Source organism: Halomonas binhaiensis (assembly GCF_008329985.2).
GTDB lineage: Bacteria > Pseudomonadota > Gammaproteobacteria > Pseudomonadales > Halomonadaceae > Halomonas > Halomonas binhaiensis.
In genome coordinates this window covers 2,527,204-2,550,941 of sequence record NZ_CP038437.2, presented here as the reverse complement: position 1 = coordinate 2,550,941, position 23,738 = coordinate 2,527,204, and the positions used below count along the sequence as shown (strand labels likewise).

Genomic DNA, 23,738 nt, shown 5'->3' with positions numbered 1-23,738 from the left:
GCGTCCTGGGCCCGGTTTTCCAGGCCCAGTTTTCCAGATCTAGTTTCGCCAACTATGATCAGCCTTCGCGCTTGCCATCGACCAGACGGCTGACACCTTGCGGGTTGCCATCACGCAAAGCCTCGGGCAACAACGCCTGGGGCAGGTTCTGGTAGCACACCGGGCGCAGGAAGCGATAGATGGCCGCGCTGCCCACAGAGGTGGTGCGGGCATCGGAAGTCGCCGGATACGGACCGCCATGCACCATGGCATGACACACTTCCACGCCAGTGGGCCAGCCATTGACCATCACTCGCCCGGCACGCCGTTCCAGGGTCGGCAGCAGGCGGCGCGCGGCATCGATGTCGCCATCGTCCATCTGCAGGGTAGCGGTGAGCTGACCTTCCAGGTGCTCGGCGACCTGCTGCATGTCATCGAGGTTGGCGCATGCCACAACCAGCGAGGTCGAACCAAACACCTCGGCTTGCAGCGCCTCGTCGGCCAGGAAGTCCTGAGCCTCGGCGACGAACAGGCCAGCCTGGCACTGATTAGGACCCGAGCCTTGCTGGCCGCGTGCCACCTCATTGGCCTTGTCGCTGGCTGCCAGTCCTGCCACACCGCTCTGGTAGGCATCGTGAATGCCCGGTGTCAGCATGGTCTGGGCGGCAGCGCCACGCACGGCTTCGGCGGCGGCATCGAGGAAGGCATCCAGGTCCGGCCCCTTGATGGCGATGACCAGGCCGGGGTTGGTGCAGAACTGCCCCGCCCCCATGGTCAGGGAGGCAACGAAGCCTTGGCCCAGTTCTGCGCCACGCGCCTTGAGCGCTTCCGGCATCAGCAGCACCGGGTTGATGGAACTCATCTCGGCGTAGACCGGAATCGGCTCCGGGCGAGACTGGGCGGTCTTCATCAGCGCGGTGCCGCCGGCGCGGGAGCCGGTGAAGCCCACCGCCTTGATGCGCGGATCGGCGACCAGGGCCTGGCCCACTTCACGACCAGATCCATACAGCAGCGAGAACACGCCTTCGGGCAGGTCGCGCTTGGCCACCGCGGCTTGAATGGCCCGACCGACCAATTCGGAGGTGCCGGGGTGCGCGGAGTGGGCCTTGACCACCACCGGGCAGCCGGCCGCCAGTGCCGAGGCGGTATCGCCACCGGCCACCGAGAAGGCCAGCGGAAAGTTGCTGGCCCCGAACACGACCACCGGCCCCAGAGCGATATGACGCTGGCGCAGGTCGACACGCGGCAGTGGCTGACGCTCAGGCAGTGCCGGGTCGATACGCACATCCAGCCATTCGCCAGCACGCACCACCTGGGCAAACAGGCGCAACTGGCCACAGGTCCGGCCACGTTCGCCTTCCAGGCGCGCGCGCGGCAGGCCGGACTCGGCCATGGCACGCACGATCAGGTCATCGCCAATGGCCTCGATTTCATCGGCAATGGTTTCCAGAAAAGAGGCGCGCTGCTCGGGTCCGGTTTCGCGATAGGCATCGAAGGCCTGCCAGGCCAGTTCGCAGGCACGCTCGACCTCGGCCTGGCCGCCACCGGGGTAGCCCGGCTCCAACGTCTCACCAGTGGCCGGGTTGATGCCGTGGATGGGCTGGCCCTGTGCCAAGACGGCCTGGGCACCGATCAACTGCTTGCCTTCAAGGTTCATGCTGTCTCCTGTCGAAATGAAAGTGGCCAAGCAAAAGTGGCCAAGGAATAGGTAACGAAAAACTATAGTGCGCTAATGCTGAGCAAGCCCTCGTCTTGATCAGAAGCTGCAAGCGGGTTGCGCAGTGGCCGACCGAACGCTGCAAGCTCAATCTCGAAACGATCGCCAGGCTGGACCTTGATGTCATCGGCAAAACTCAACGTGGCTGTGCCGAAAAAGTGCACGTGAACATCTCCTGGACGACGAAAACCGGGATACTTGAAATGGTGGTGCTCAAGGTTGGCCAGGCTATGGGCCATATTGTCTTCGCCAGTGAGAAAGGTCTTGTTCCAGAGCGTCTCGCCATGGCGAGTGATGCGACTGGTACCTTCCAGGTGAGCAGGTAGTTCACCAATCAGCAGTTCAGGACCAAAGCTGCAGGCGCGCAGTTTGGAGTGGGCGAGCCAGAGATAATTGAAGCGCTCCGTCACGTGGTCGGAAAACTCATTGCCGATGGCGAAACCGAGCCGCCGGGGTTGCCCTTGGTGGTCAATGATATAGAGCCCGGCCAGCTCGGGTTCTTCTCCGGCATCCTGGGCGAAAGAGGGTGAGGGCAGGGGCGCCTCGGGAGCAACCACACAGCTGCCATCGCCCTTGTAGAACCATTCCGGCTGGGCGCCGATGCGGCCTGCGGCGGGCTTGCCGCCTTCGACACCTAGCTTGAACATGCGCATGGAATCGGTCATCTGAGATTCGTCGGTCTGCGTCTTGGCATGCATGGCCGAGCGAGTATCCGCGCTGCCCAGGTGGGTCAGCCCTGTGCCGGTTACCAGACAGTGAGCCGGGTCCGGATGGGTCAGGGGTGGCAGCAGCAGACGTGATTCGATCAGTTCGTCATAGCTCAAGTATTGGTCACCCAGGCTGGCTGCTACTGTTTCAGCCAGTGAAAGACCGCGTTCCAGCGCTCTTTGCGCAAGACCATAGGTGTCGCTGTCGGTGAGCCGTACGTTGTCATCTTCGACCAGGGCCGCACGCGGCTTTTCCTGATACAGGCATTGGATCAATCGCATGGAAGGATTCCTTGATCATCGAGTTGATGTTGAACGACTCGGGAATATGTTCAACATATCTTTGGTATGATGCTCATACAAGTACGCTGTGGGAGAAAGATTTCTGTGGCAGTACCAAATCTCGGTTTCAAACCTCATTGGCACTTTCACTGTGGTGTCTGACGTGGCAACAGGGTGTCGCTTCCTGCATGGCCGAAATCAGGAAACCCTCTGTCATCCCAACGAATAGGCTTGACGTAGGTGTGTCGATTGGGATCCCACAATGGGTCTCCCAGGATTTGGGTATAAGTGCGAGCGTGGTAGACCAGCAGGTCCGTGGAGCCTGATTCATCCACGGTAAAGCTGTTGTGTCCTGGACCGAAAACATGATGGGGCATATCGCTTTGCAGGACAGGCGTCGCAGACTTTTGCCAGCTGCGAGGATCGAGAAGGTTGCTGCCGATATCCGCCCATAACAGTCCCATGCAGTAGTTTTCATCTGTGGCGCTGGCAGAGTAGGTAATGAAGATGCGCTGGCCGTGGGTGATGACGGCGGGTCCCTCGTTGACCAGGAAGCCTCGTTTTTCCCATTCGTATTCCGGCATGCTGAGACATACCGGTTCGCCACTCAGCCTGTCTGGTGATGCCATGGCAGAGAGGTACAGGTTGGAGTTGCCTGGAACCTTCGGGTCTTTCTGGGCCCAGAGGTAGTACAACTGGTCAGCATGGCGGAAGGTGGTCGCATCGAGACTGAAGCTGTCCAGTGGCGTTTCTATGCGACGGGGCTCACTCCAGGGACCCTTGCACGGATCATCTGCCTTGGTCGAGATGCAGTACATGCGGTGCTGAAAGAGTCCATTGACAATATCCCGCGATGGAGCGGCGGCAAAATAGATGAACCACTCTCCGTCATGGTGATGCAGCTCGGGAGCCCAGATCAGTTCACTGAGAGGCCCTTGAGCGGGCTTTGACCAGACAGTGATCGCCGGGGCGGATGCCAGCTCGGTAATGCTATCCGCGGTGCGGATTTCCAGCCGGTCGTACGTCGGGACTGAGGCGATGAAGTAGTATCGGCCCTGATGCTTGATGATCCAGGGATCGGCACGTTGTTCTATCAGAGGTTGAGGAGGGTGAGGCATGTTTCACTTCCTTGACAAGGCGATCGAGTTGTTCAGGTCGAAGTGTTGTGTGGAGAGGTTGGCTTGCCGAGACTGTCGTCTGTCCACTGGCTTTCATTCAACGCGGATTTCCCTGCGATCAGACTCTGGTAGTAATCGTCCGTGATGCGATAGGGGAACATCAGCAGTCCCATCAGGGTGTGAAAGACTCCAGGAAGAATGCACAGCATCAGGGCGATACCTGTAAGGGTGAAACTACTCTGGTCGATGTTGGGCTGATAATCGAAGAAGCCCAGCAGCATGCCCACCAGGAAGCCTGAGACCCCCATGCCGGCTTTCTGGAAGAAGGAAATTCCGCCAAAGGCCAGCCCAGAGACACGTTGTCCTGTCTTGGCTTCGCCATAGTCGACGGACTCGGCAATCGCCGACCAGAACACCGGTGCATGCAAGTCGACAACAAAAGAAATCAGAAAGTAGAAAATGAAAGCCAGGACAATGTCACCGGGGTTGACCAGCACGAACATCAAGGCACTGAGCACTCCTACTAGAACTTGGGTCCAACGGAACAGCTTGATCTTGCAATAGAATTTGGTGATCCAGGTGGATGCGACCATGGCCAGGATGGCGGCGATTACACCAGTGCTGAGAAAGGCGGAGAGCATGGAGGGGGAAGCCCCCAGATAATATTTTGCATAGTAGGCCGCGACACTGCTGCGCATGACATAGCCCATGGTGCCGGTAAAACAGACGCCACACAGCAGCAGCCATTGGTCATTCTTGCGCAGAATGGCCAATTGTTGCTTGAAGGGTTTCTTGTCGATTCGGTGGTGTACCCGTTCTCTGGTCGTGGCATAGCAGAACAGCAATAGCAGTGCTGCCAGCGCCCCCATCAGCCCCATGGCGACTTGATAACCGAGCCTCAGGTGGTCCGCGCCAAAGGAGGCGGCCAGTTCCGGGACAATGATGGTGACCAGAAAGGCGGCAATCTTGGCAAAGAACAGACGGTAGCCATTGGCTGAGAGTTTGTCCTTCGGGTTGTCGGTAAGCGCACCGATCAAGGAGATGTATGGAATGGTGACAGCAGTAAAGAGCAGCGTGACAAGTAGATAGGTCGCATAGGCCCAGACCAGCTTGGCATTGTAGTCCCAGTCAGGGGTAGTGAAGAGCAGCAGAACAGAAATGCCAAATGGCACGGCAAAAATCAGGAAATAGGGACGATAACGGCCTTTAGGAGTGTTGATGCGATCGGTGATCATGCCCATCAAAGGGTCTGTGACCGCATCTACCAGCCGGGCTACCAGGAACAGAATGCCCATGTGGCTTGGCTTGAGGCCAAAAATATCCGTATAGAAATAGGAGATGATCAGAAACATGGAGGATATGACGACATTGATCGCCATATCGCCACTGCCGAACCCTATCTTCTCCAGATATGTCATGCGTGGCGTTGCCATGGGAGCTCCTTGCTATGGGCAGAAACCGGCTTCTCCAATGTCGAAGCCGGCCGGTCCTCGTTGCGGATAGTCCTTTGCGGATGGTCCTTTGCGGATAACCCAGTAGATGTTCAATAAAACCGCATGGCGTTAAAGCTGCCCTCGCAAGCGCAGGAAGTCGGTGGCGGCAGTGTAGATTTTCTGGGTCATGTCATTGTCATCGGCCCATTCCTTCCATTCCTGCTCTGCCGCTTGGCGGAAGGCCAGGCGGTCTTCAGCGGAAAGGTCGATCGGGTGCACATCCGGATCCTCTTTCAGCTTGGCCAGGGCTTCCAGATCCTGAGCCTTGAGTCGGGCGATCAGGTCATAGGACATGGCATCGAAAGAGGTCTTCAGAAGATCCTGAAGGTCTTCGGGCAGCCCGTCCCATATCTCCTTGTTGAGCGAAATGGCGATCATCGGCATGGAGTGGAAGCCGGGATACAGCGGGTAGGGCGCGAAAGCATGCAGGCCCATGGCATCGTTGTTGGACAGTACCGTGGAATCCGCCGCATCGATCACGCCCTTCTCAAGCCCGGTATAGACCTCGGAGCCCGGAAGGTTGACGGGAGTCGCCCCGATACGTTCGAAGATGTTGTACACCATGCCCTGAGGCGCTCGTATCTTGAGGCCTTTGAAGTCTTCCAGGCTTTCGATGGCGACAGTGGAGGGAATGGATTCGAGCGGAAAGGTGGCGGCAGCGATCAGATGAGTGCCATAAGGCGCCACCAGCTCGTTATAGAGGTCTTCTCCACCCCCATCTTTCATGAATTCCAGGAAATCGTAGGGATTGTTCCAGGCACCTACCAGGTTGCCCAGCATGCCAAAGGCGGGATCCTGACCCGAGAAGTAGCTGGGGTCGGTCATGTGTCCCTGGAGAATGCCGGCACTGACGGCCTGCAGTGTTTCAGTAGGGCCTACTACGCTGTTGATCGGCAAGACCTCGATACTGATACGGCCTCCACTCATGGTTTCAATGCGCTGGGCCCATTCCTGCTTGATCTTGAAACTCGGTTCCCCGGCAGTTTCTGACGCCTGAAACTTCCAGTCGTATTCGGCAGCCTGAGCGTTCACGCTGGCGAATAAGGCGGAAGCGCAGAACATCAGGACAGGGCCTGGGTGTCGGATAAGGCGTGACATGGCGTGTCTCCCTTGCAGGCTTGGTTGTTGTTGTGGGGTTGTTTGAGAATGACGTGCCATGAAATGTTGCTCATGATGAGCGTATGTTCAACATATACTTTTGTATGTATGTACTTAAGTGGCTCAGCAACGTAACGTTTCCGGTAATCACATCTCAGGAGCGACTTTCATGAGCAAGCCTTCCTCGCCCAAGCGTCCACTTCGCAGCAGCCAGTGGTTCGGTAGTGCCGACAAGAATGGCTTCATGTACCGCAGTTGGATGAAGAATCAGGGCATACCTGATCATGAGTTCGACGGCCGGCCGATCATTGGTATCTGCAACACCTGGTCTGAGCTGACGCCCTGCAATGCCCACTTCCGCAAGCTGGCCGAGCATGTCAAGAAAGGCATCTTCGAGGCAGGAGGGTATCCGGTGGAATTCCCGGTGTTCTCCAATGGCGAGTCCAACTTGCGCCCTACGGCGATGTTCACGCGCAATCTGGCAAGCATGGACGTGGAAGAAGCGATACGTGGCAACCCGATTGATGGTGTCGTGCTGCTGACGGGGTGTGACAAGACGACGCCTGCGCTGCTGATGGGCGCGGCCAGCTGTGATATTCCCGCCATCGTGGTAACCGGCGGACCCATGCTCAACGGCAAGCACCAGGGGCGGGATATCGGCTCCGGCACCGTCGTGTGGCAACTGTCGGAAGAGGTCAAGGCGGGCAAGATATCCATGCATGACTTCATGGCGGCCGAAGCAGGCATGTCCCGCTCGGCTGGTACCTGCAACACCATGGGTACCGCGTCCACCATGGCGTGCATGGCCGAGTCTCTGGGGGTTTCGCTACCACATAATGCGGCGATTCCCGCGGTAGACTCGCGGCGTTATGTGCTGGCCCACCTGTCGGGCAACCGCATTGTCGATATGGTTCGCGAGGACCTGAGGTTGTCGAAGGTGCTGACCAAGGACGCTTTCGAGAACGCCATACGTACCAACGCAGCGATTGGTGGTTCCACCAATGCCGTGATCCACCTCAAGGCCATTGCAGGGCGAATGGGTGTAGAGCTTGAGCTGGATGACTGGACGCGTGTGGGGCGAGGTACGCCGACATTGGTTGACCTGCAGCCGTCCGGGCGCTTCCTCATGGAAGAGTTCTACTATGCCGGCGGCCTGCCTGCCGTGCTGCGACGTCTTGGCGAAGCCGATCTGCTGCCGCACAAGGAAGCGCTGACGGTGAATGGCCAATCGCTGTGGGACAACGTCAAGGATGCACCTCTCTATGATGAAGAGGTGGTTCGTCCGCTGGACAAGCCCTTGGTTGACGATGGTGGAATCTGTGTATTGCGCGGCAACCTGGCGCCCAAGGGCGCGGTACTCAAGCCATCGGCCGCAAGCCCGGAGTTGATGCAGCATCGTGGTCGGGCGGTGGTGTTCGAGAACTTTGATGACTACAAGGCGCGCATCAATGATCCTGACCTGGAAGTGGACGAGAGCAGCATCCTGGTCATGAAGCACTGTGGTCCACGTGGTTATCACGGCATGGCGGAAGTCGGCAATATGGGATTACCGGCGAAACTGCTGGCCAAGGGCGTGACGGACATGGTGCGAATCTCCGATGCACGCATGAGTGGTACGGCCTATGGCACGGTGGTATTGCATGTCGCCCCTGAAGCCGCTGCGGGAGGCCCATTGGCTGCGGTACGCAATGGCGACTGGATCGAGCTGGATGCCTATGCGGGGCGTTTGCACCTGGAGGTCAGCGAGGAAGCGTTGGCACAACGCTTGGCCGAGAGCGATGCCACTGCCATGTCGCGTCAGATTGCCGCCAGCGGAGGATACCGCCAGTTGTATATCGAGCATGTACTGCAAGCCGATGAAGGCTGCGATTTTGATTTTCTGGTGGGATGCCGTGGCGCTGAAGTGCCGCGCCATTCCCACTGAAACGTGACACAGGAGTCGATATCATGGCTAGCAGGCCACGCATGACGCCAGATAACCTGCGTTCACGCTGGTGGTTCGACAACCCCGACCACCCCGGAACCACCGCACTGTGCATCGAGCGCTACTTGAACCAGGGCATTACTCTGGAGGAACTGACTTCGGGGCGGCCTATCATCGGCATCGCTCAGTCCGGTTCAGACCTGACACCGTGCAATCGCCATCATCTGGAGCTGGCCAAGCGGGTGAAGGACGGGATTCGCGCTGCCGGTGGTGTGCCGTTCGAATTTCCGCTGCACCCGATTCACGAGAACGTGCGCCGGCCGACGGCTGCACTGGATCGCAATCTGGCGTATCTGGGCCTGGTGGAAGTGCTGCACGGTTATCCTCTGGATGGTGTCGTGCTGACCACTGGCTGCGACAAGACCACTCCGGCCTGCGTGATGGCGGCTGCCACGGTCAATATTCCGGCCATCGTGCTGTCAGGTGGCCCCATGCTCAATGGCTGGCGTGGCAATGAGCGAGTCGGGTCCGGGACTATCATCTGGGAGTTGCGCAAGCGCCTTGCGGCAGGGGATATCGATTATGGCGAGTTCCTGGCCAGGGCCACGCAGTCAGCGCCTTCGGTAGGGCATTGCAATACCATGGGCACGGCCTCGACCATGAATGCCATGGCGGAGATACTGGGCATGAGCCTGCCAGGCTCGGCGATGATTCCTGCGCCTTACAAGGAGCGGGCCATGCTGGCCTACGACACCGGGGAGCGCATTGTCGATATGGTCTGGGAGGACTTGCGGCCGCTGGACATTCTGACCCGGGAAGCCTTCGAGAATGCCATCGTGGTGTGTTCGGCATTGGGTGGCTCATCCAATGCGCCGGTCCATGTCAATGCCATTGCCCGGCATGCCGGTGTGTCGCTGGACAATGATGACTGGCAGCGCACCGGTCATGAGATCCCGCTGCTGGCCAATGTCATGCCGGCTGGCGCTTATCTTGGGGAAGAGTTCCATCGTGCCGGAGGCGTTCCTGCCGTGGCCTGCGAGTTGCTTGGCCAGGGACTTCTGCATGGCGGCGTGATCACTGCCAATGGCCGCAGTCTGGCGGAAAATGTTGCCGGCCGGGAAACCAGTGATGAAGAGGTCATCCGGCGCTTTGACAACCCGCTGGTGGCGCATGCGGGCTTCCTCAATCTCAAGGGTAATCTGTTTGATTCGGCGTTGATGAAGACCAGTGTGATATCGCCGGATTTCCGCCGCCGCTTTCTCGAAAACCCCGATGACCCGAATGCCTTTGAAGGGCCAGTGGTCGTTTTCGATGGCGCGGAAGATTACCACGCCCGTATCGAGGACCCTGAGCTGGGAGTTGATGCCAGCACTATTCTGATCATGCGTGGTGCCGGGCCGGTCGGGCATCCCGGCGGAGCTGAAGTGGTCAATATGCAGCCCCCGGCGGCGCTGATCGAACAAGGTATCGAATCCTTGCCGTGTCTGGGGGATGGGCGTCAGTCAGGCACTTCCGGTTCGCCGTCGATCTTGAATGCTTCCCCTGAAGCGGCCACGGGTGGCCCTTTGGCCCTGGTCGAGAGTGGAGACCGTCTGCGAGTGGATCTGGGCAAGGGAGAAGTACGGCTATTGGTTGATGATGAGGTACTGGCCTCACGCCGGGAGCAATTGGAGAGGCAGGGAGGATATGCCTATCCCCGACACCAGACGCCGTGGCAGGAGATTCAGCGCACGCTGATTGAGCCGCTGGATCGTGGCATGACACTGGCTGGTGCGGACCAATATCGCGATGTAGCCAGGGTGAGTCCTCCACGGGATAACCATTGATAGCGTGACACGATCTGATAAGGCAGTCATGCCGAGAGGGGCGCTGACAGGCATGGTTGCGGCCGTTAGACTGCCGGGCCATTGCGTCCTTAGTATTGCGACGCTATTCATATGGCATTCAAGGAGACCTTGCCATGACCAAATTTCGTCTGGGGCTGGTTGGCGCTGGCAAGATTGTGCGTGACCAGCACCTTGGTGCTATTGAAGCCATACCCGGCTTGGTGCTGGAAGCGGTGGCTGATCCCCATGCCAGCCTGGAAGGCGTTGCCAGTTATGTCAGCCTGGAAGCGATGCTCGATGCTCGGCCAGAGATCGATGCGGTGGCCATCTGCACACCAGCCAACTTGCGCCATGAGCTGGCGCGACTGGCGTTGAGCCGTGGCAAGGCCGTGTTACTGGAAAAGCCGCCAGGAGCGACCCTGGCCGAGACTGAAGATCTCAAGGCCTATGCCGAGGCACAAGGAGCGGTGCTGTTTGCTGCCTGGCATTCACGTTTTGCACCGGGAATTGCTTCTGCCCGCGAGTGGCTTGCGGATCGAACCGTACGTGCGGTCAGCATTCGTTGGCATGAGGATGTCAGGGTATGGCATCCCGGGCAGGCCTGGTTATGGCAGGCGGGCGGCATGGGCGTCTTCGATCCCGGTATCAATGCCTTGTCCATTTTGACCGAGATTCTGGGACAGCCTTTTTTCCTCAAGGCTGCTGAACTGGATGTTCCGGCCAACAGCCAGACGCCCATTGCCGCACGTCTCGATTTTCGTACCGCTGAAGGTACCGAGGTGAAAGCGGATTTCGACTTTCGCCATGAAGATCCACCACATTGGGAGATGCGCATCGAAACGACGTCGGGTGTACTGGAGCTGGAGCGCGGTGGCGCCCGGCTATTGATTGATGGGCAAAGCGTGGTAGATGAACCAGAGCGAGAGTACCAAGGCGTCTACAGGCATTTTCATAGCCTGCTCGAGCGTGGTGAAAGCGACATGGACATCACGCCATTGCGCCATGTGGCAGATGCCTTGATGCTGGGGCATCGCAGGGCTGTTGAAGCTTTTATTGACTAGCGTTGAAGCTTTTATTGACTGGCGTTGGAGCTTTTCTTGAACAGTGTCGAGGCGTTTGTCGAATAAGGCGGTAGTCGGACACTTTTCGCGACTTTCCATGGCTTTTTCGCTACGGGGTCTGCTGTTGACGGATAATGCTGCGCAACTTGGTAGTCAGCGCTGCGGCCCCTGGCGATAAACGCTTTTCGCGCAGCGTCACCAGGCCATAAGGTTGGACATTCAGGGCTTCCTGGGTCGGCAGCAGACAGAAGCGTTGAGGATCGCACAACAGCTCTGCGACCTCGCGAGTGGTCATTGCCAGTGTATCGGTGGAGGACACCAGCGCTAGTGATACCAGGATGTCCGAAGTGTCGACGATCTGTCTGGGAGGGATCAGGTCATGGTACATCAGCAGATGATCGAAGCGCTGGCGCATCAATGCGCCCGGGGGCTGTAGTGCCCAGGGATATTGCATCATCTCTGTGAGGGAGGGGGTGGCGGTGATGGCCAGGGGGTGGTCATGGCGACACACGAAGCACGTAGCTTCTTCGCCGATTTCCTCGAAGATGAAGGGACGAGTATCGAAGCCAAGTGGAATACGGCATAGCGCCATATCCAACTGGCCCTCCTGCAGCCGGGGGATCAGCGCTTGGCTGACATCCACGTCGACGCTGATATGCAGGCCCGGCAAGCTTTTGCGGGTAGCCTCAAGAGCCTGAGACAGCAGGGTGACGGCAGGATCCATGACGGTACCTACCGCCACTGTGCCGGCATTGCCTGCCTGTATGGCGTTGAGTTCATCTCCCGTCTGTTTCAGCGATGCCAGCATGTCTCGGGCATGGCGTATCACGACTTCCCCATACCAGTTGGGCTCCAGACCGCGAGGGTGTCGCTCGAACAGCTTGAGTCCGAGCCGATCCTCGATGTCGCCCAACAGCTTTGAAGCGGCAGGCTGACTGATGGCCAGGCTGGCAGCAGCCCGATGGAGGTTGCGATGATCGTCGAGGGCCGTAAACAGTTCCAGATGACGTAACTTTAGTCGGACATTGATGAACCAGTCTGGAGCGAGATGATGTGGAGGCATATGGCGGGACATGTTCAGTGATAACCGAATGAGTATCAAAATTGGCTTTGAGCAGTATTAGCGGTTAAGGCTCGGGGTGTCCAGGGTAAGGGGATATCCCACAGGAGAATTGCGACATGCCGCCAAGGATCTGTTCGGTGATGGTCTGTGCGCTAGCTATTGCCGGCTCTATATCGTCTACGATGGCGATAACCAAGGATGAGGACGCGTCAATGCAGAAATCCCCTCCTTCCGTGAGTTCTGTTCCATTTGGACAACTCGACGATGGTCGCGAGGTTTCACTCTATCGTCTGGTCAACGCCAACGGCATGGAAATGGCTGTCACGCCATATGGTGGCACCATCGTGTCTCTCAAGGTTCCCGATGATGAGGGAAATCTGGATGACATCGTGCTGGGCTTTGATCATCTGGAAGACTACCTGGCTCCAGCATACCAGCGGGCCAATCCATATTTTGGTGCTCTCATTGGCCGTTATGGCAACCGCATTGCGGGAGCGAGCTTCAGTATTGATGGCAAGACATATCGGCTGCCTGCCAATGATGGTGACAATCATCTGCATGGCGGCACACAAGGTTTTGATCGTCGGTTATGGCAGGCACAAGCATTCGAAGAGGAGCATGCTGTCGGGCTGCTGCTGACGCTTGAAAGTCCCGATGGGGATCAGGGGTATCCCGGGACACTGCGGGCACAGGTGCGTTATACCCTGACCGATGATAATGCATTGGATATTCGTTATGAGGCATCCACCACGGCGACAACCCCCGTCAATCTCACCCAGCACAGTTATTTCAATCTCGATGGAGAAGGGAGTGGCGACATACTGGCACACCGCTTGATGATCAATGCCAGTGGTTTCACGCCGGTGGATGATGCCTTGATTCCTCTTGGAGATGTCCGCTCACTGGACAACTCACCATTGGATTTTCGCACCCCTGTAGCAATCGGCAGCCGTATTGATGAGGATGATCAGCAGTTGCTGAGGGGCAAGGGCTATGATCACAATTTCGTGATCGACCGTGGTGAGGCCGCTGCAGAGGAGCTGGTACTGGCTGCCCGGGTAGAGGCTCCGCGCAGTGGCAGAGTCATGGAGGTGTATACGTCGGAGCCAGGCATACAGTTCTATTCGGGAAATTTCCTTGATGGCAGCCTGACGGGAAAGTCTGGCGTGCCTTATCAGCAGCGCTCAGGCTTCGCCCTGGAAACCCAGCATTATCCCGATTCGCCCAATCAGCCGGACTTTCCTTCGACCTTGCTGACACCTGAAGAGACCTATCTTAGCCATACTCGGTACGTGTTTTCTTCGGTGCCGCAGTAGCAGCAACAAGCAGAACGTTTCAGCTTCCGGCTATCGGTATTGCCACTTTAGTCTGGCCAATTCATGCCCGCCGTCACGCCACCTCCGGGTGGCGTGGTCCTTTGCAGGTTAGTGATATGCATTTGGGTATCGATAACGAAGAATTATGCCATTAGATGGTTATTGAAAGGCGGCCTAGGCTGCGTGAGTTATCTCATCGTTACCTGCCTACCTATGGCAGGCAGGTAACGACTGATGCACCAGCTGATACAACAGCTTGATTGAAGCCATCACAACAATCAGCACAACAACAATCATCACAACAATTATCACAACAACGTTCATGCCAGGAAGGAGAACGAGATGAAACCACGGTCGTTATTGGCATCTGCCATGTTAGGTTCTGCAGTACTGCTGTCCACTTCAGCCCATGTGTTGGCGGCGGATGATGAAGTGATCCTTGGCTTCATCGTCAAGAAGCCTGAGCAGGCATGGTTCATCAATGAGCAGAAGGCGGCTACTGCACTCGGGGCAGAGAAAGGGTTCAAGGTGGTACGTCTGGCAGGAGAAGATGGCCAACAGGTACTCAGTGCCATCGATAACCTGAACTCACAGGGCGCCCAGGGGTTTGTCATCTGTCCACCGGACGTACGCCTGGGGCAGTCGATCATGCACCGGGCCAATCAGTATGGCATGAAGGTCATTACGGTGGACGACCGCTTCGTCGGTGGTGATGGCGCGCCATTGGAGGGGGTTCCACATCTAGGGATGTCGGGCTACAAGATCGGCCAGCAGGTAGGCAATGCGATTGCTGATGAAATGGAAGCTCGTGGCTGGGACCCTGCTGAGGTTGCGGCTCTGCGCATCACCAACTATGAGCTGCCGACAGCCAAGGAACGTACTGACGGGGCTAGCGATGCCTTGCTGGAAAGAGGCTTTGTTGAAGCCAATATCTTCGATGCTCCTCAACAGAATACCGATACTTCCAGTGCCTTTTCCGCTGCCTCTCCGGTGATCTCCAAGAATGGGGATTTCGAGCACTGGGTCATCTACGCCTTGAATGAGGAAAGTGTGCTGGGGGGCGTTCGGGCCACGGAACAGTATGGCCTGGCGGCGGATGATGTCATTGGCGTGGGCATCAACGGGTCAGGGGCGGCGTTTGCCGAGTTTTCCCGGGAACGTCCTACTGGCTTTTATGCCACGGTGGCCGTCAGTTCCACCTCTCATGGTCGCGAGACGGCCGATAGTCTCTATCGCTGGGTAACGGAAGATGTAGAACCTTCTGCCAATGTGGAAACGCAAGGCACCCTGATGACACGGAGCAATTGGGAGCAGGTGCGCGATGAACTCGGTCTGTGAATCCTCTGATGAGGCGAGCGATATCCCTTACCTGCAGGTCGATGGCGTCACGGTGGAGTTCCCTGGTGTGCGTGCCCTGGATGGGGTGAGCTTCTCGGCCAAGGCTGGAGAAGTGCATGCCCTGATGGGGGAGAACGGCGCAGGCAAGTCGACATTGCTCAAGGTGCTGAGTGGTGTCAACCGTGTCAATGCAGGAGCGGTCGTGCTGGATGGGCAGCGACATGTCTTTGCCAATGCCCGGGAGGCGTTGGCAAAGGGCATTGCCATCATCTATCAGGAATTGACGTTGTCGCCCAATCTTTCCGTGGCAGAAAACCTGTTGCTTGGCCAGTTGCCTGAAAGGCGTGGATTTCTTGATCGTCGGCGCATGTATCGTCGGGCCCAGGAAATTCTTGAAGAGCTTGGCGAGTTGGGCGTACGCCCTGCAACCAAAGTGAGAGAGTTGTCGATCGGTCAGCAGCAGATGATCGAGATAGGGCGAGCGCTGTTACGGGATGCCAAGGTCATCGCGTTCGATGAACCGACCAGCAGCCTGTCGGTTCAAGAGACTCGCCAGCTCAAGCGTATCGTCAAGCGCCTGCGGGATGAAGGGCGCGTAGTGCTCTATGTGACGCACCGCATGGAAGAGGTGTTCGAGATGTGCGATGCGGTCACGGTATTTCGTGATGGTCGCCATATTCGTACTCATGAGCATATGGATGGGCTCGATCATGACACCCTGGTCAGCGAGATGGTCGGCCGCGATATCGATGATGTGTACGGCTATCGCTCCCGAGAGGTGGGGGAAGTATTGCTGAATATCGCGGGGCTCGAGGGCCCCGGTCTATCTGCCCCAGTGAGTTTCGATGTTCATCGCGGTGAGCTGTTTGGGCTGTTTGGCCTGGTGGGAGCAGGCCGTTCTGAGCTGATGCGCCTGGTGTGTGGCGTAGAAACACCAACGTCAGGTGTCGTGAGTTTCCAGGGAGAGGCCTGTCGTTTTTCCTCCCCCGGACAGGCTATCCAGGCAGGTATCGCCTTATGCCCAGAGGACCGCAAATCCCAGGGCATCTTTCCGAGCGCCAGCGTCTCCGACAACCTCAATATCAGCTGTCGCCGTTTTTTCAAGCGCCTGGGATGGCTGCGTCACCCACGCCGGGAGACGGAAAATACCCTGGATTACATACAGCGCTTGAGTATCAAGACACCCGGGCCAAGGACGCGTATCTCGACACTGTCCGGAGGAAATCAGCAGAAGGTAATCCTGGCCCGTTGGCTTGCCGAGGACATCGAGCTGTTCGTGATGGATGAGCCGACCCGGGGAATCGATGTCGGTGCACGCAGGGATATCTACTCGTTGTTGTATGACTTGGCCGATCAGGGCAAGAGCGTGGTGGTGATCTCCAGTGACCTGGCTGAGGTCAGTGCCATATGCGATCGAGTTGGCGTGATGCGCGATGGTCAGTTGATGGAGATCGTGCCCCGCGCGGAAGCCAGCCCTGAGCGCTTGCTGGGCCTGGCGCTTCCTGCATGAGCTTCGTGCAGTAACGTCACAAGACCGCAGCGCCACATGACCAACCGAGTGACAATAAAAAAGAGTGACAAGTTATGACGACGCATCACGTGATGGAGAATGAAGAAGAGCGTGCAAGCACGCCGAACGAGCACGCTGCAGGCCGTGAGGGCTTGACCAAACCATTACGAACACTGATCGATACTTCTGGATTGATTGCAATCTTCATCGTGCTGTTTATTGGCCTGTCAGTGTTCATTCCGGACTTCCTGACCGGGCGCAATATGGTGGGACTGTTTCTGTCGGTGACGCTGATCGGCACCATTGCGACGACCATGATGCTGGTGCTGGCGCTGGGAGAGGTTGATTTGTCGGTGGCCTCTATTGTCGCCTTTACCGGGGTCGTCGCTGCAATACTCACCAGCACATCGGGCAGTGTCGTGATCGGGGTTGCGGGCGGTATCGCCGCAGGTGGAGCGGTAGGGGCCTTCAATGGCTTCGTCGTGGCGCGCTTTGGCATCAATTCACTGATTGCCACTCTGGCTGCCATGGAGTTTGTGCGCGGGTTGGCTTATATCACCTCTGGTGGTGATGCCGTGATGATTACGGTACCGGCTTTCTTCGACCTGGGCAGTGCCTCACTGTTTGGCCTGACATTGCCCGTCTGGGCCATGATTGCCTGTTTCATCATCTTTGGTGTCGTACTCAACATGACGGCTTTTGGTCGTAATGTGCTTGCGACAGGAGGTAACGCCGAAGCGGCTGCACTGGCGGGCGTCAATGTTCGACGCCTGAAGATCATCGTATTTGGATTGCAGGGAGTGGTGGCTGGTATTGCAGGGGTGTTGCTGACATCCCGCATGGGGTTGGGCGATCCCAATACCGCATTGGGTCTGGAACTTGCCGTCATTTCAGCCTGCGTGCTTGGCGGCGTCGCTCTGTCCGGCGGCATCGCTTCCATCACCGGTGTGCTGGTCGGGGTGTTGATCATGGGCTGCGTGCAGAATGCCATGGGCCTGCTCAATGTACCGACCTTCTACCAGTACCTGGTGCGCGGGGCTATCCTGCTGCTGGCCGTCATGTTTGATCGCTGGAAGCAGACCCGTAGAACGCGTGCATGAGCGAAGAGTAGTTGGCCGCTGCAGTTGGCCAACATGCGCTGCTACGTTCAGGCATCGTGCTCCATTCTTGCCATTTTAAAGATGCGCTTTTACAGGCCCAGGCTTACAGAGCAGGAGGAGGCGCCCAGGCACTGCCCAGAATGGCATCGCCTGGGCGTATGCCCAAGGCATCGGCAGTACCCGCCAGTACCGCCTGAGCCGCACGAAAGGCTTCTTCCGGAGCCCTGGCCCGAATGGCCTCCATCAGTTGTCGATGACGCTCAAGGCTGGCCTCGGGATCAGTGGCGCTTTCATTGGAGCTTTCGATCAATAGCGAGATGGCTGGACGCAGGATATGTGACAGTTGTGACCAGACGATATTGCGGGTGGCCTTGAAGATCGCCACGTGGAAAGCGATATCGTAGTCGCTGTGAAGACGCTTGTTGCCAAGTTGGTTCTGCATCTCCCGCGCCATGCCATCAAAGGCTTCTTCGATGGCGACCAGGTCCCGTGCTGTGGCACGACGTGCTGCCGTCATGGCGACATAGGGCTCGACATCAAGCCGGAAAGCGAGGATCTCTCGTTGAATGTCGGGATTGGGTGCAGCATACCGGGTCATCCACTCGGTCACCTGAGGATCCAGGATATTCCATGACTCGAAGGCACGCACTTTGGAACCATGTCCGGAAATGCGTTCAATGATACCTGCATCCACCAACTGACGCAGATCGCTGCGTACGGCGGAACGATTGATGGAGAACTGTGTGGCCAGATCCACTTCCTTGGGGACGAAGTCACTGGGTTGATAGCGACCCGAAAAAATGGCTTCAGCCAGATATTCGGCGATACTGGGACGTTTTGACACGCTGACAGGGTGATGGGGCACGCTAAGACTCCGCAGGACAACCCCGAAGATGCTAGCGAATGTTCAACATTTTCACAATCACATCACAGAGTTAGGCTTTGCACCGCAACGGGCCTCGATAAATGGCAGGCCGGGGTTCGGGATGGTGAGAGGAAATTCAGTCGCAGGCACCGACGCCGAACATGTCGAAAGCGAGCTCGCGACCTTCCTGACTGAGGATCAAGCGACCCTTGGGGCTATAGGCAACCGTACCGCTGTTCAGCAAGCGCCGCAGACGAGCGCTGCCCTGGCTATCCTGTGTCATGGCACCCACCGTATTGGCATCCAGGCCAAAGTGCATATCGGTTAGCATCTCCAGTACGCCGCCAAGGCGATAGAGGGCATTGGCGAATCGTGCCAGGTCGATACGAGGATCGGTGTCGATATGTTGGGCGATGGCACCCATGTCATGGGCCCTCTGGTCAACGGGATGTTTGTAGTATATCGCTTACCCTGGATTAGACCAACGTCTAATATCTGGGGATGTTGGCAGCCGCCCAACAAGCGTTTCTTTGTGCAGTCGGCTTGTCGCGAGACTTCGGCTTATCGGTGATATCATCTTGGGCATCATCATCATTGTTCGGGATGAAAGGATTTGGGAGACAGGGCATGAAAATCACCATTTTTGGCACAGGTTATGTGGGGCTGGTGACCGGCACCTGTCTGGCCGACGTTGGCCACGATGTCATGTGCATGGATGTGGATACCGACAAGATTGCTCGCCTCAAGGAGGGAGAGATCCCGATCTATGAGCCGGGACTGGAGTCCATGGTCAAGGCCAATGTGGCGACGGGGCGGTTGCGCTTCACCACGGATCCCGAAGTGGCGGTGGGCTTTGGTGAGCTGCAGTTCATCGCGGTGGGCACGCCGCCGGATGAGGACGGCAGTGCGGACCTCAAGTATGTGTTGGCGGTTGCGGAGACCATCGGCGAGTACATGCAGGAAGACAAGGTCGTGGTCGACAAGTCCACTGTGCCGGTGGGGACGGCGGACAAGGTGCTGGCGACGGTGCAGGAACGCCTGGACAGCCGTGGTGTCGATCTGAAGGTCGAAGTGTGTTCCAACCCTGAGTTTCTCAAGGAAGGGGCCGCTATCGAAGACTTCACCCACGGAGCCCGGATCATCGTGGGGACCGACTCCGAGCGGGTCAAGCGCCTGATGCGTGAGTGCTATGCGCCTTACATTCGCCTTCAGGAAAAGCTGATGTTCATGGATGTGCGGGCGGCCGAGCTGACCAAGTATGCGGCCAATGCCATGCTGGCCACCAAGATCAGCTTCATGAACGAGATCGCCAACCTGGCCGAGCGCCTGGGGGCTGATGTGGAGCAGGTGCGTCGAGGCATCGGCAGTGATCCGCGCATTGGTTACCACTTCATCTATCCGGGGTGCGGTTACGGCGGCTCCTGCTTTCCCAAGGATGTGCAGGCGCTGGAACGTACGGCGCGTGACATCGACTATGACGCCGAGCTACTGGGTGCGGTAGAAGCGGTCAACAACCGCCAGAAGCAGACGCTGTTCACCAAGTTGTCGAATGCCTTCGATGGCAATCTGAAAGGGCGCACCATTGCCGTCTGGGGATTGTCATTCAAGCCCAACACCGATGATATGCGTGATGCGCCGAGCCGTACCCTGATGGAAGCCTTGTGGCAGGCGGGAGCCAAGGTACAGGCCTATGACCCGGAAGCGATGCGCGAGTGTCGTCGGATCTATGGCGAACGTGACGACCTGGTACTGGCTGGAGACCGTGTGCAGGCCGTGAAGGGTGCGGATGCCTTGGTGATCTGTACCGAGTGGAAAGAGTTCCGTTCCGTCGATTTCCACTGGCTCAAGGAGCAACTGGCCATGCCGGTGATCGTGGATGGACGTAACCTCTATGATACCGAGGCAGTTCGCGAGGCGGGGCTCATGTATTATGCCGTCGGCCGGGGAGATTCCTTGGTGGTATAGCAGCTAAGAGTCCCTTGACGAGCAGTGTTTGGGAGTAGAGCAGGCCTGGAAATATTCCAGGCCTGCTCTACATCTGAAAGAGGAACTGTTGCGAGATGGAAGACAGGGCGACGATGGTCATTCAACTGATTCTGCAAACGGAATGAGGTGGTAGGGAATCCTTGTGTTCCTCGACAAGTTGTAGGTTTCTATTCTTGAATTTTCTTTCATGCACCTCAGAGCATTGAGGATGGTGTCGTAGTCTTCATCGAGGGTAGTCTTTTCCTGGGGAGCTCCCTTGCTGTCATAAAAGCGCCCGGAAGCTCCCGTCATGTCGAAACCTGAGAAGTACACTCTGCTGTAAGATAAGCTTTCCGCCAATTGAGTGGCGGCGTAGGCCACCGTACGCGCATGGAAGTAGCCGAACCGAATGTCACGGCTATAACCGTAGATGATGCCGCTTTTTCTCAAAGGTGCTGTGTAGGTGATTTCGCGTCTGTTCCAGTATTTGAATTTCAGGCGAATGAAATTCTTTATTCCACCTTTCTTGCTCTTGCAGGCTCTATGAATGACGGTAGGGGAAAGTTGTCTGATTGCATCCCTGTGAGTCTGGATGGCAACATCAAACAGCTCCTTGGAGATGACCGTATGATGGCACTGGGAGGCCTGCCTGAAGAATGCTTGTGAATTTCTCTTGAAATAGTTGTGGTCTGTCACCAGGTAGATAAAAGGCTTCACCCCTCTGACAATGAGATACTCAGCAGAGCCATTGACGCAAATCGTGTCATACTCACTGAGCGAGGAGAGTGGTGTGTCCGAAGACGAAGGACCAGACAGGAATATAATGACACTGTCGGTTCTTCTCGCTTCAGACAAATGACTGATAGATTGCTGTAACCCGAATGTTGAATGACTCATCTGCGATGTTTTCCCTGCTCTCCTGATACTTTCCCTGTCTTATCGACTACTTTTAATTTCCATCAAGACATTGATGTATGGATGGTCTGTATGGGATAGCTGCTGTCTCAGGAGATGATTGCGTTATGCCAGGAGCCGTTTCAGCCGTTCTAGCAGTGTCGTGCGGCGCCTGGGTTTATAGCGGGTTGCACTGTTGTCTTGCGTGCCATGGAATGGGGGAACCCAGGGAGCTTCGATTGCCCAGGGGCGGGGCTCTCCATGGAAACAGACAATGTCGGCGCCTTCGGGCAACTGTTGATCACGGCAGTCTTTCTTGTAGCTGACAATGCGGCCGGGAAAAAGGTCCTGCCAGCGCTGTGGTTCAAGCAGCGAGCCAAGAAACCCTTGGTCGCCCCAGCACTCACGAGTACGGCAACGATCCATATGTTTCGAGGGGGATGTGTTCCAGGCTTTCCAGACCTTTTCCTTGTCGGCTGCTGTGATATACATCAAGCTGCTGTTGAGTAGCGCTGGATTGTGGAAGTCGGACAGCAGGGTGGTGACGCCAGCATCCAGGCCCTCAAGTGAGCCAACGACAACCGTGTCCAGGTCGAAGTACAGCAGGTCTCCTGCAATCAGTGTCGGGTCAAACAGGTGCATCTTGGCCCACCAGCCCGGCCAGCGAGTGGGGATCTCGATGGTCGGGACGCCTTCCACGGTCGCATCAGACAGGCATACCAGGCCAGGGATCTGTTGAGCTAGCCACTGAACATGTTCAGGGGAGTAATCGCCTCCTGTGCGCAGTACGCATACGCGCGTTGCCCGTGGAGCCGTTGTCATGCTCTGGTCTTGAGCCAGATAGGTATTTGTCATGTTCTTCAGTTCAACCCTGTTCATTTATCTCGTGCCATAGCCTTTACATAGCCCCTTTCATCGAGCATCAGCAATGCATCGAATATCAGCAGCGCGACATATTCCTGATAAGAGGTAAAGGACTTCATTGCACGGGATGATTGGCTGAAGCCTTGATGGTTTAAATGATTGAGGTCAAACTTTCATGGCCTTGCATATTTTTTGCATCTTCTGGTTGGTGCTAGAACAGATATAACAGAAGGCACTGTGCCAAGAAAGAGCTCCTTGCTTTAGCGCTTACGATTTTAAGGGGGCGCACATAGCAGGGGTGTAGTCTTATGGTTAAAAAGAATGGTGTTGATAATACAAAGTAATTATCTGCATATGGTGAAAGTAATAAATATGTATTAGTTATTCTTTTGAATAGCTTTCTCCAGTCGCGCCAGCCTGCCAGGTACCAGTGCATCCTCAAGCGCAGTGACGCGCAGTACATGCCCAAGCGCTGGATGGGCGGCACGTGCTACCAGCTTGCCTTCTGCCAGCAAGTCAGCATGTACCTGGGCGGCAAGGTCCGCATTTGCCAGGCGGATGCCAATAAAGTTGGTGGCACTGTCAAGGACGTCTCCACCGAGCCTGCGAAAGTGTGCTGCCAGCTTTTCACGGCGGCTCATGACATCCCGGATATGGCGACGGGATTCTTCCGGGTGGTCGAGTATCACTTCGGCGGCAGCCAGGCTGAGCGCAGATACTGCATAGTGAATGCGAACTTTTTGCAGCATGGCGATGACATCGGGCTGGGCGATGGCAAAACCGACACGCAAGCCGGCCAGGCCATGTGCCTTGGATAATGTTCGACAGCGAATCACTCCGGAAAGTGCTTGGCGAAAGTCCGGGTGATCTGCGTCATCGCGGAAGTCATGGTAGGCCTCATCCAGCAACAGCCAACAGTCCCTTGGAAGCTCTCGGCGCAAGCATTCAATACGGTCCAGGGTATGCAAGTGACCCGTGGGATTATCTGGATTGGCCAGATAGACGAGGCGTGCCTGATGCTGATGAGCTGCCTGGGCCAGGGCATCGAGGTCGGGGGCCAGCTGTGAGTCGCTTTCCTGATAATCCACTTCGACCAGGCGACAGCCTTGGCCCTTGGCGAAATAGCCAAAGGTAGGGTAGGTGCCGGCGGAACTGACCACTGTGGTGCCGGCCGGCGCGGTTGCACGCAAAGCCAGCGCCAGGAGGCTATCGCAACCGGCATCGACCAGCAGGTTGTCCAGATCGAAGCCGTAGTGACGAACGAGTCGCTGGCGCACGCCAAAGGCCTCGGCATCGCCATAGCAGTAGGCATGTTCGACCATGGCATCGCCGAAGTGCTGACGAAGCGCCTGGTGGGGCATGTCCAGGCCCTCGTTGGATCCCAGGCGATGGGGGATGGCATGGCCAAGGTGCCGTTGCAGAGCCCAGATACCTGGGAAAGGATTGTCAGGGCCAGGGTGATAGAGATGATCTGCGAAGCGTGGCTGTGTTTGTCCTTGTATAGCCCTTGTCGGCTTGGCGTCTTTTGACATGATGTCTCCTGTGGTTGCTGCCAAGGTAGCATTTTGCAGGCAGGCGGTGCTTGTTCGGAGTCGCTCCTGGCAGCATGCCGAGAGCA

The 23,738-nt window shown here is 57.1% G+C and carries 19 protein-coding genes; 8 read left to right on the top strand and 11 right to left on the bottom strand.

Annotation, left to right across the window (positions count from 1 at the left end; all coding sequences use genetic code 11):
• Positions 1–58 precede the first annotated feature (58 nt).
• The 5 genes from E4T21_RS11185 to E4T21_RS11165 form a co-directional block, all read right to left on the bottom strand.
• The gene (locus E4T21_RS11185; protein WP_149285054.1) at positions 59–1,636 is read right to left on the bottom strand and encodes an aldehyde dehydrogenase (NADP(+)); all 1,578 of its coding nucleotides are present in this window, start codon (positions 1,634–1,636) and stop codon (positions 59–61) included.
• 62 nt (positions 1,637–1,698) lie between these two features.
• Positions 1,699–2,685 (bottom strand): AraD1 family protein, encoded by a 987-nt coding sequence (gene araD1 / locus E4T21_RS11180; RefSeq protein WP_149285053.1) that lies wholly within the window; start codon positions 2,683–2,685, stop codon positions 1,699–1,701.
• A 146-nt stretch (positions 2,686–2,831) separates the two neighbouring features.
• On the bottom strand, positions 2,832–3,803 hold the full coding sequence (locus tag E4T21_RS11175; RefSeq protein WP_149285052.1) for a glycoside hydrolase family 43 protein: 972 nt from the start codon (positions 3,801–3,803) through the stop codon (positions 2,832–2,834).
• 32 nt (positions 3,804–3,835) lie between these two features.
• Entirely contained in the window at positions 3,836–5,236 is a 1,401-nt protein-coding gene (locus E4T21_RS11170) for an MFS transporter (RefSeq protein ID WP_149285051.1), read from the bottom strand.
• A gap of 129 nt (positions 5,237–5,365) precedes the next feature.
• Positions 5,366–6,358 carry a TRAP transporter substrate-binding protein gene (locus E4T21_RS11165; RefSeq protein WP_149287164.1) on the bottom strand — a complete coding sequence of 331 codons (993 nt, stop codon included), beginning with the start codon at positions 6,356–6,358 and terminating at the stop codon, positions 5,366–5,368.
• A 205-nt stretch (positions 6,359–6,563) separates the two neighbouring features.
• Here E4T21_RS11165 and E4T21_RS11160 point away from each other — a divergent pair, with 205 nt between their 5' ends.
• The 3 genes from E4T21_RS11160 (at position 6,564) to E4T21_RS11150 (ending at position 11,205) form a co-directional block, all read left to right on the top strand.
• On the top strand, positions 6,564–8,318 hold the full coding sequence (locus E4T21_RS11160; RefSeq protein ID WP_149285050.1) for an IlvD/Edd family dehydratase: 1,755 nt from the start codon (positions 6,564–6,566) through the stop codon (positions 8,316–8,318).
• A gap of 23 nt (positions 8,319–8,341) precedes the next feature.
• Complete coding sequence (locus E4T21_RS11155) at positions 8,342–10,144, top strand: IlvD/Edd family dehydratase (protein WP_149285049.1); 1,803 nt, start codon at positions 8,342–8,344, stop codon at positions 10,142–10,144.
• 134 nt (positions 10,145–10,278) lie between these two features.
• The gene (locus tag E4T21_RS11150) at positions 10,279–11,205 is read left to right on the top strand and encodes a Gfo/Idh/MocA family protein (protein WP_149285048.1); all 927 of its coding nucleotides are present in this window, start codon (positions 10,279–10,281) and stop codon (positions 11,203–11,205) included.
• Positions 11,206–11,314: 109 nt separating this feature from the next.
• On the opposite strand, the gene E4T21_RS11145 is transcribed toward E4T21_RS11150, so the two are convergent.
• Entirely contained in the window at positions 11,315–12,280 is a 966-nt protein-coding gene (locus E4T21_RS11145; RefSeq protein ID WP_240349107.1) for a LysR substrate-binding domain-containing protein, read from the bottom strand.
• A 200-nt stretch (positions 12,281–12,480) separates the two neighbouring features.
• Here E4T21_RS11145 and E4T21_RS11140 point away from each other — a divergent pair, with 200 nt between their 5' ends.
• From E4T21_RS11140 to araH, 4 genes are all read left to right on the top strand, one after another.
• Positions 12,481–13,584 (top strand): aldose epimerase family protein, encoded by a 1,104-nt coding sequence (locus E4T21_RS11140; protein WP_240349106.1) that lies wholly within the window; start codon positions 12,481–12,483, stop codon positions 13,582–13,584.
• A gap of 342 nt (positions 13,585–13,926) precedes the next feature.
• On the top strand, positions 13,927–14,922 hold the full coding sequence (locus E4T21_RS11135) for an arabinose ABC transporter substrate-binding protein (RefSeq protein ID WP_149285047.1): 996 nt from the start codon (positions 13,927–13,929) through the stop codon (positions 14,920–14,922).
• Positions 14,906–16,432: an L-arabinose ABC transporter ATP-binding protein AraG gene (araG, locus tag E4T21_RS11130; protein ID WP_149285046.1), complete on the top strand. Its 1,527-nt coding sequence runs from the start codon at positions 14,906–14,908 to the stop codon at positions 16,430–16,432. Before E4T21_RS11135 ends, araG begins: the two co-directional genes overlap by 17 nt.
• Positions 16,433–16,524: 92 nt before the next feature.
• Positions 16,525–17,532, top strand: a complete 1,008-nt coding sequence (araH, locus tag E4T21_RS11125) for an L-arabinose ABC transporter permease AraH (protein WP_149287161.1) — start codon at positions 16,525–16,527, stop codon at positions 17,530–17,532.
• Positions 17,533–17,635: 103 nt separating this feature from the next.
• Here araH and E4T21_RS11120 read toward each other — a convergent pair whose 3' ends face one another.
• Entirely contained in the window at positions 17,636–18,397 is a 762-nt protein-coding gene (locus tag E4T21_RS11120) for a FadR/GntR family transcriptional regulator (protein WP_240349105.1), read from the bottom strand.
• Positions 18,398–18,533: 136 nt separating this feature from the next.
• The gene (locus tag E4T21_RS11115) at positions 18,534–18,821 is read right to left on the bottom strand and encodes a hypothetical protein (protein ID WP_149285045.1); all 288 of its coding nucleotides are present in this window, start codon (positions 18,819–18,821) and stop codon (positions 18,534–18,536) included.
• A 203-nt stretch (positions 18,822–19,024) separates the two neighbouring features.
• Between E4T21_RS11115 and E4T21_RS11110 the strand changes: the two genes are divergently transcribed.
• The gene (locus E4T21_RS11110; RefSeq protein ID WP_149285044.1) at positions 19,025–20,362 is read left to right on the top strand and encodes a UDP-glucose dehydrogenase family protein; all 1,338 of its coding nucleotides are present in this window, start codon (positions 19,025–19,027) and stop codon (positions 20,360–20,362) included.
• Between the two features lie 117 nt (positions 20,363–20,479).
• On the opposite strand, the gene waaZ is transcribed toward E4T21_RS11110, so the two are convergent.
• The 3 genes from waaZ to E4T21_RS11095 all read right to left on the bottom strand — a co-directional run bounded on the left by waaZ (position 20,480) and on the right by E4T21_RS11095 (position 23,652).
• Complete coding sequence (gene waaZ, locus E4T21_RS11105) at positions 20,480–21,259, bottom strand: 3-deoxy-D-manno-oct-2-ulosonate III transferase WaaZ (RefSeq protein ID WP_149285043.1); 780 nt, start codon at positions 21,257–21,259, stop codon at positions 20,480–20,482.
• A 123-nt stretch (positions 21,260–21,382) separates the two neighbouring features.
• Positions 21,383–22,111, bottom strand: a complete 729-nt coding sequence (locus tag E4T21_RS11100) for a hypothetical protein (RefSeq protein WP_187774976.1) — start codon at positions 22,109–22,111, stop codon at positions 21,383–21,385.
• 386 nt (positions 22,112–22,497) lie between these two features.
• A complete protein-coding gene (locus tag E4T21_RS11095; protein ID WP_149285042.1) occupies positions 22,498–23,652 on the bottom strand; it encodes a pyridoxal phosphate-dependent aminotransferase in 1,155 nt (384 codons plus the stop codon).
• Positions 23,653–23,738 lie beyond the last annotated feature (86 nt).

Coding starts and splice junctions, on each gene's coding strand:
- araH (WP_149287161.1), top strand. CDS start 16,525: ATGGAGAATGAAGAAGAGCGTGCAAGCACGCCGAACGAGCACGCTGCA.
- E4T21_RS11095 (WP_149285042.1), bottom strand. CDS start 23,652: ATGTCAAAAGACGCCAAGCCGACAAGGGCTATACAAGGACAAACACAG.
- E4T21_RS11100 (WP_187774976.1), bottom strand. CDS start 22,111: ATGACAAATACCTATCTGGCTCAAGACCAGAGCATGACAACGGCTCCA.
- araG (WP_149285046.1), top strand. CDS start 14,906: ATGAACTCGGTCTGTGAATCCTCTGATGAGGCGAGCGATATCCCTTAC.
- E4T21_RS11140 (WP_240349106.1), top strand. CDS start 12,481: ATGCAGAAATCCCCTCCTTCCGTGAGTTCTGTTCCATTTGGACAACTC.
- E4T21_RS11115 (WP_149285045.1), bottom strand. CDS start 18,821: ATGGGTGCCATCGCCCAACATATCGACACCGATCCTCGTATCGACCTG.
- E4T21_RS11185 (WP_149285054.1), bottom strand. CDS start 1,636: ATGAACCTTGAAGGCAAGCAGTTGATCGGTGCCCAGGCCGTCTTGGCA.
- E4T21_RS11175 (WP_149285052.1), bottom strand. CDS start 3,803: ATGCCTCACCCTCCTCAACCTCTGATAGAACAACGTGCCGATCCCTGG.
- E4T21_RS11155 (WP_149285049.1), top strand. CDS start 8,342: ATGGCTAGCAGGCCACGCATGACGCCAGATAACCTGCGTTCACGCTGG.
- E4T21_RS11145 (WP_240349107.1), bottom strand. CDS start 12,280: ATGTCCCGCCATATGCCTCCACATCATCTCGCTCCAGACTGGTTCATC.
- E4T21_RS11110 (WP_149285044.1), top strand. CDS start 19,025: ATGAAAATCACCATTTTTGGCACAGGTTATGTGGGGCTGGTGACCGGC.
- araD1 (WP_149285053.1), bottom strand. CDS start 2,685: ATGCGATTGATCCAATGCCTGTATCAGGAAAAGCCGCGTGCGGCCCTG.
- E4T21_RS11150 (WP_149285048.1), top strand. CDS start 10,279: ATGACCAAATTTCGTCTGGGGCTGGTTGGCGCTGGCAAGATTGTGCGT.
- waaZ (WP_149285043.1), bottom strand. CDS start 21,259: ATGAGTCATTCAACATTCGGGTTACAGCAATCTATCAGTCATTTGTCT.
- E4T21_RS11170 (WP_149285051.1), bottom strand. CDS start 5,236: ATGGCAACGCCACGCATGACATATCTGGAGAAGATAGGGTTCGGCAGT.
- E4T21_RS11135 (WP_149285047.1), top strand. CDS start 13,927: ATGAAACCACGGTCGTTATTGGCATCTGCCATGTTAGGTTCTGCAGTA.
- E4T21_RS11165 (WP_149287164.1), bottom strand. CDS start 6,358: ATGTTCTGCGCTTCCGCCTTATTCGCCAGCGTGAACGCTCAGGCTGCC.
- E4T21_RS11160 (WP_149285050.1), top strand. CDS start 6,564: ATGAGCAAGCCTTCCTCGCCCAAGCGTCCACTTCGCAGCAGCCAGTGG.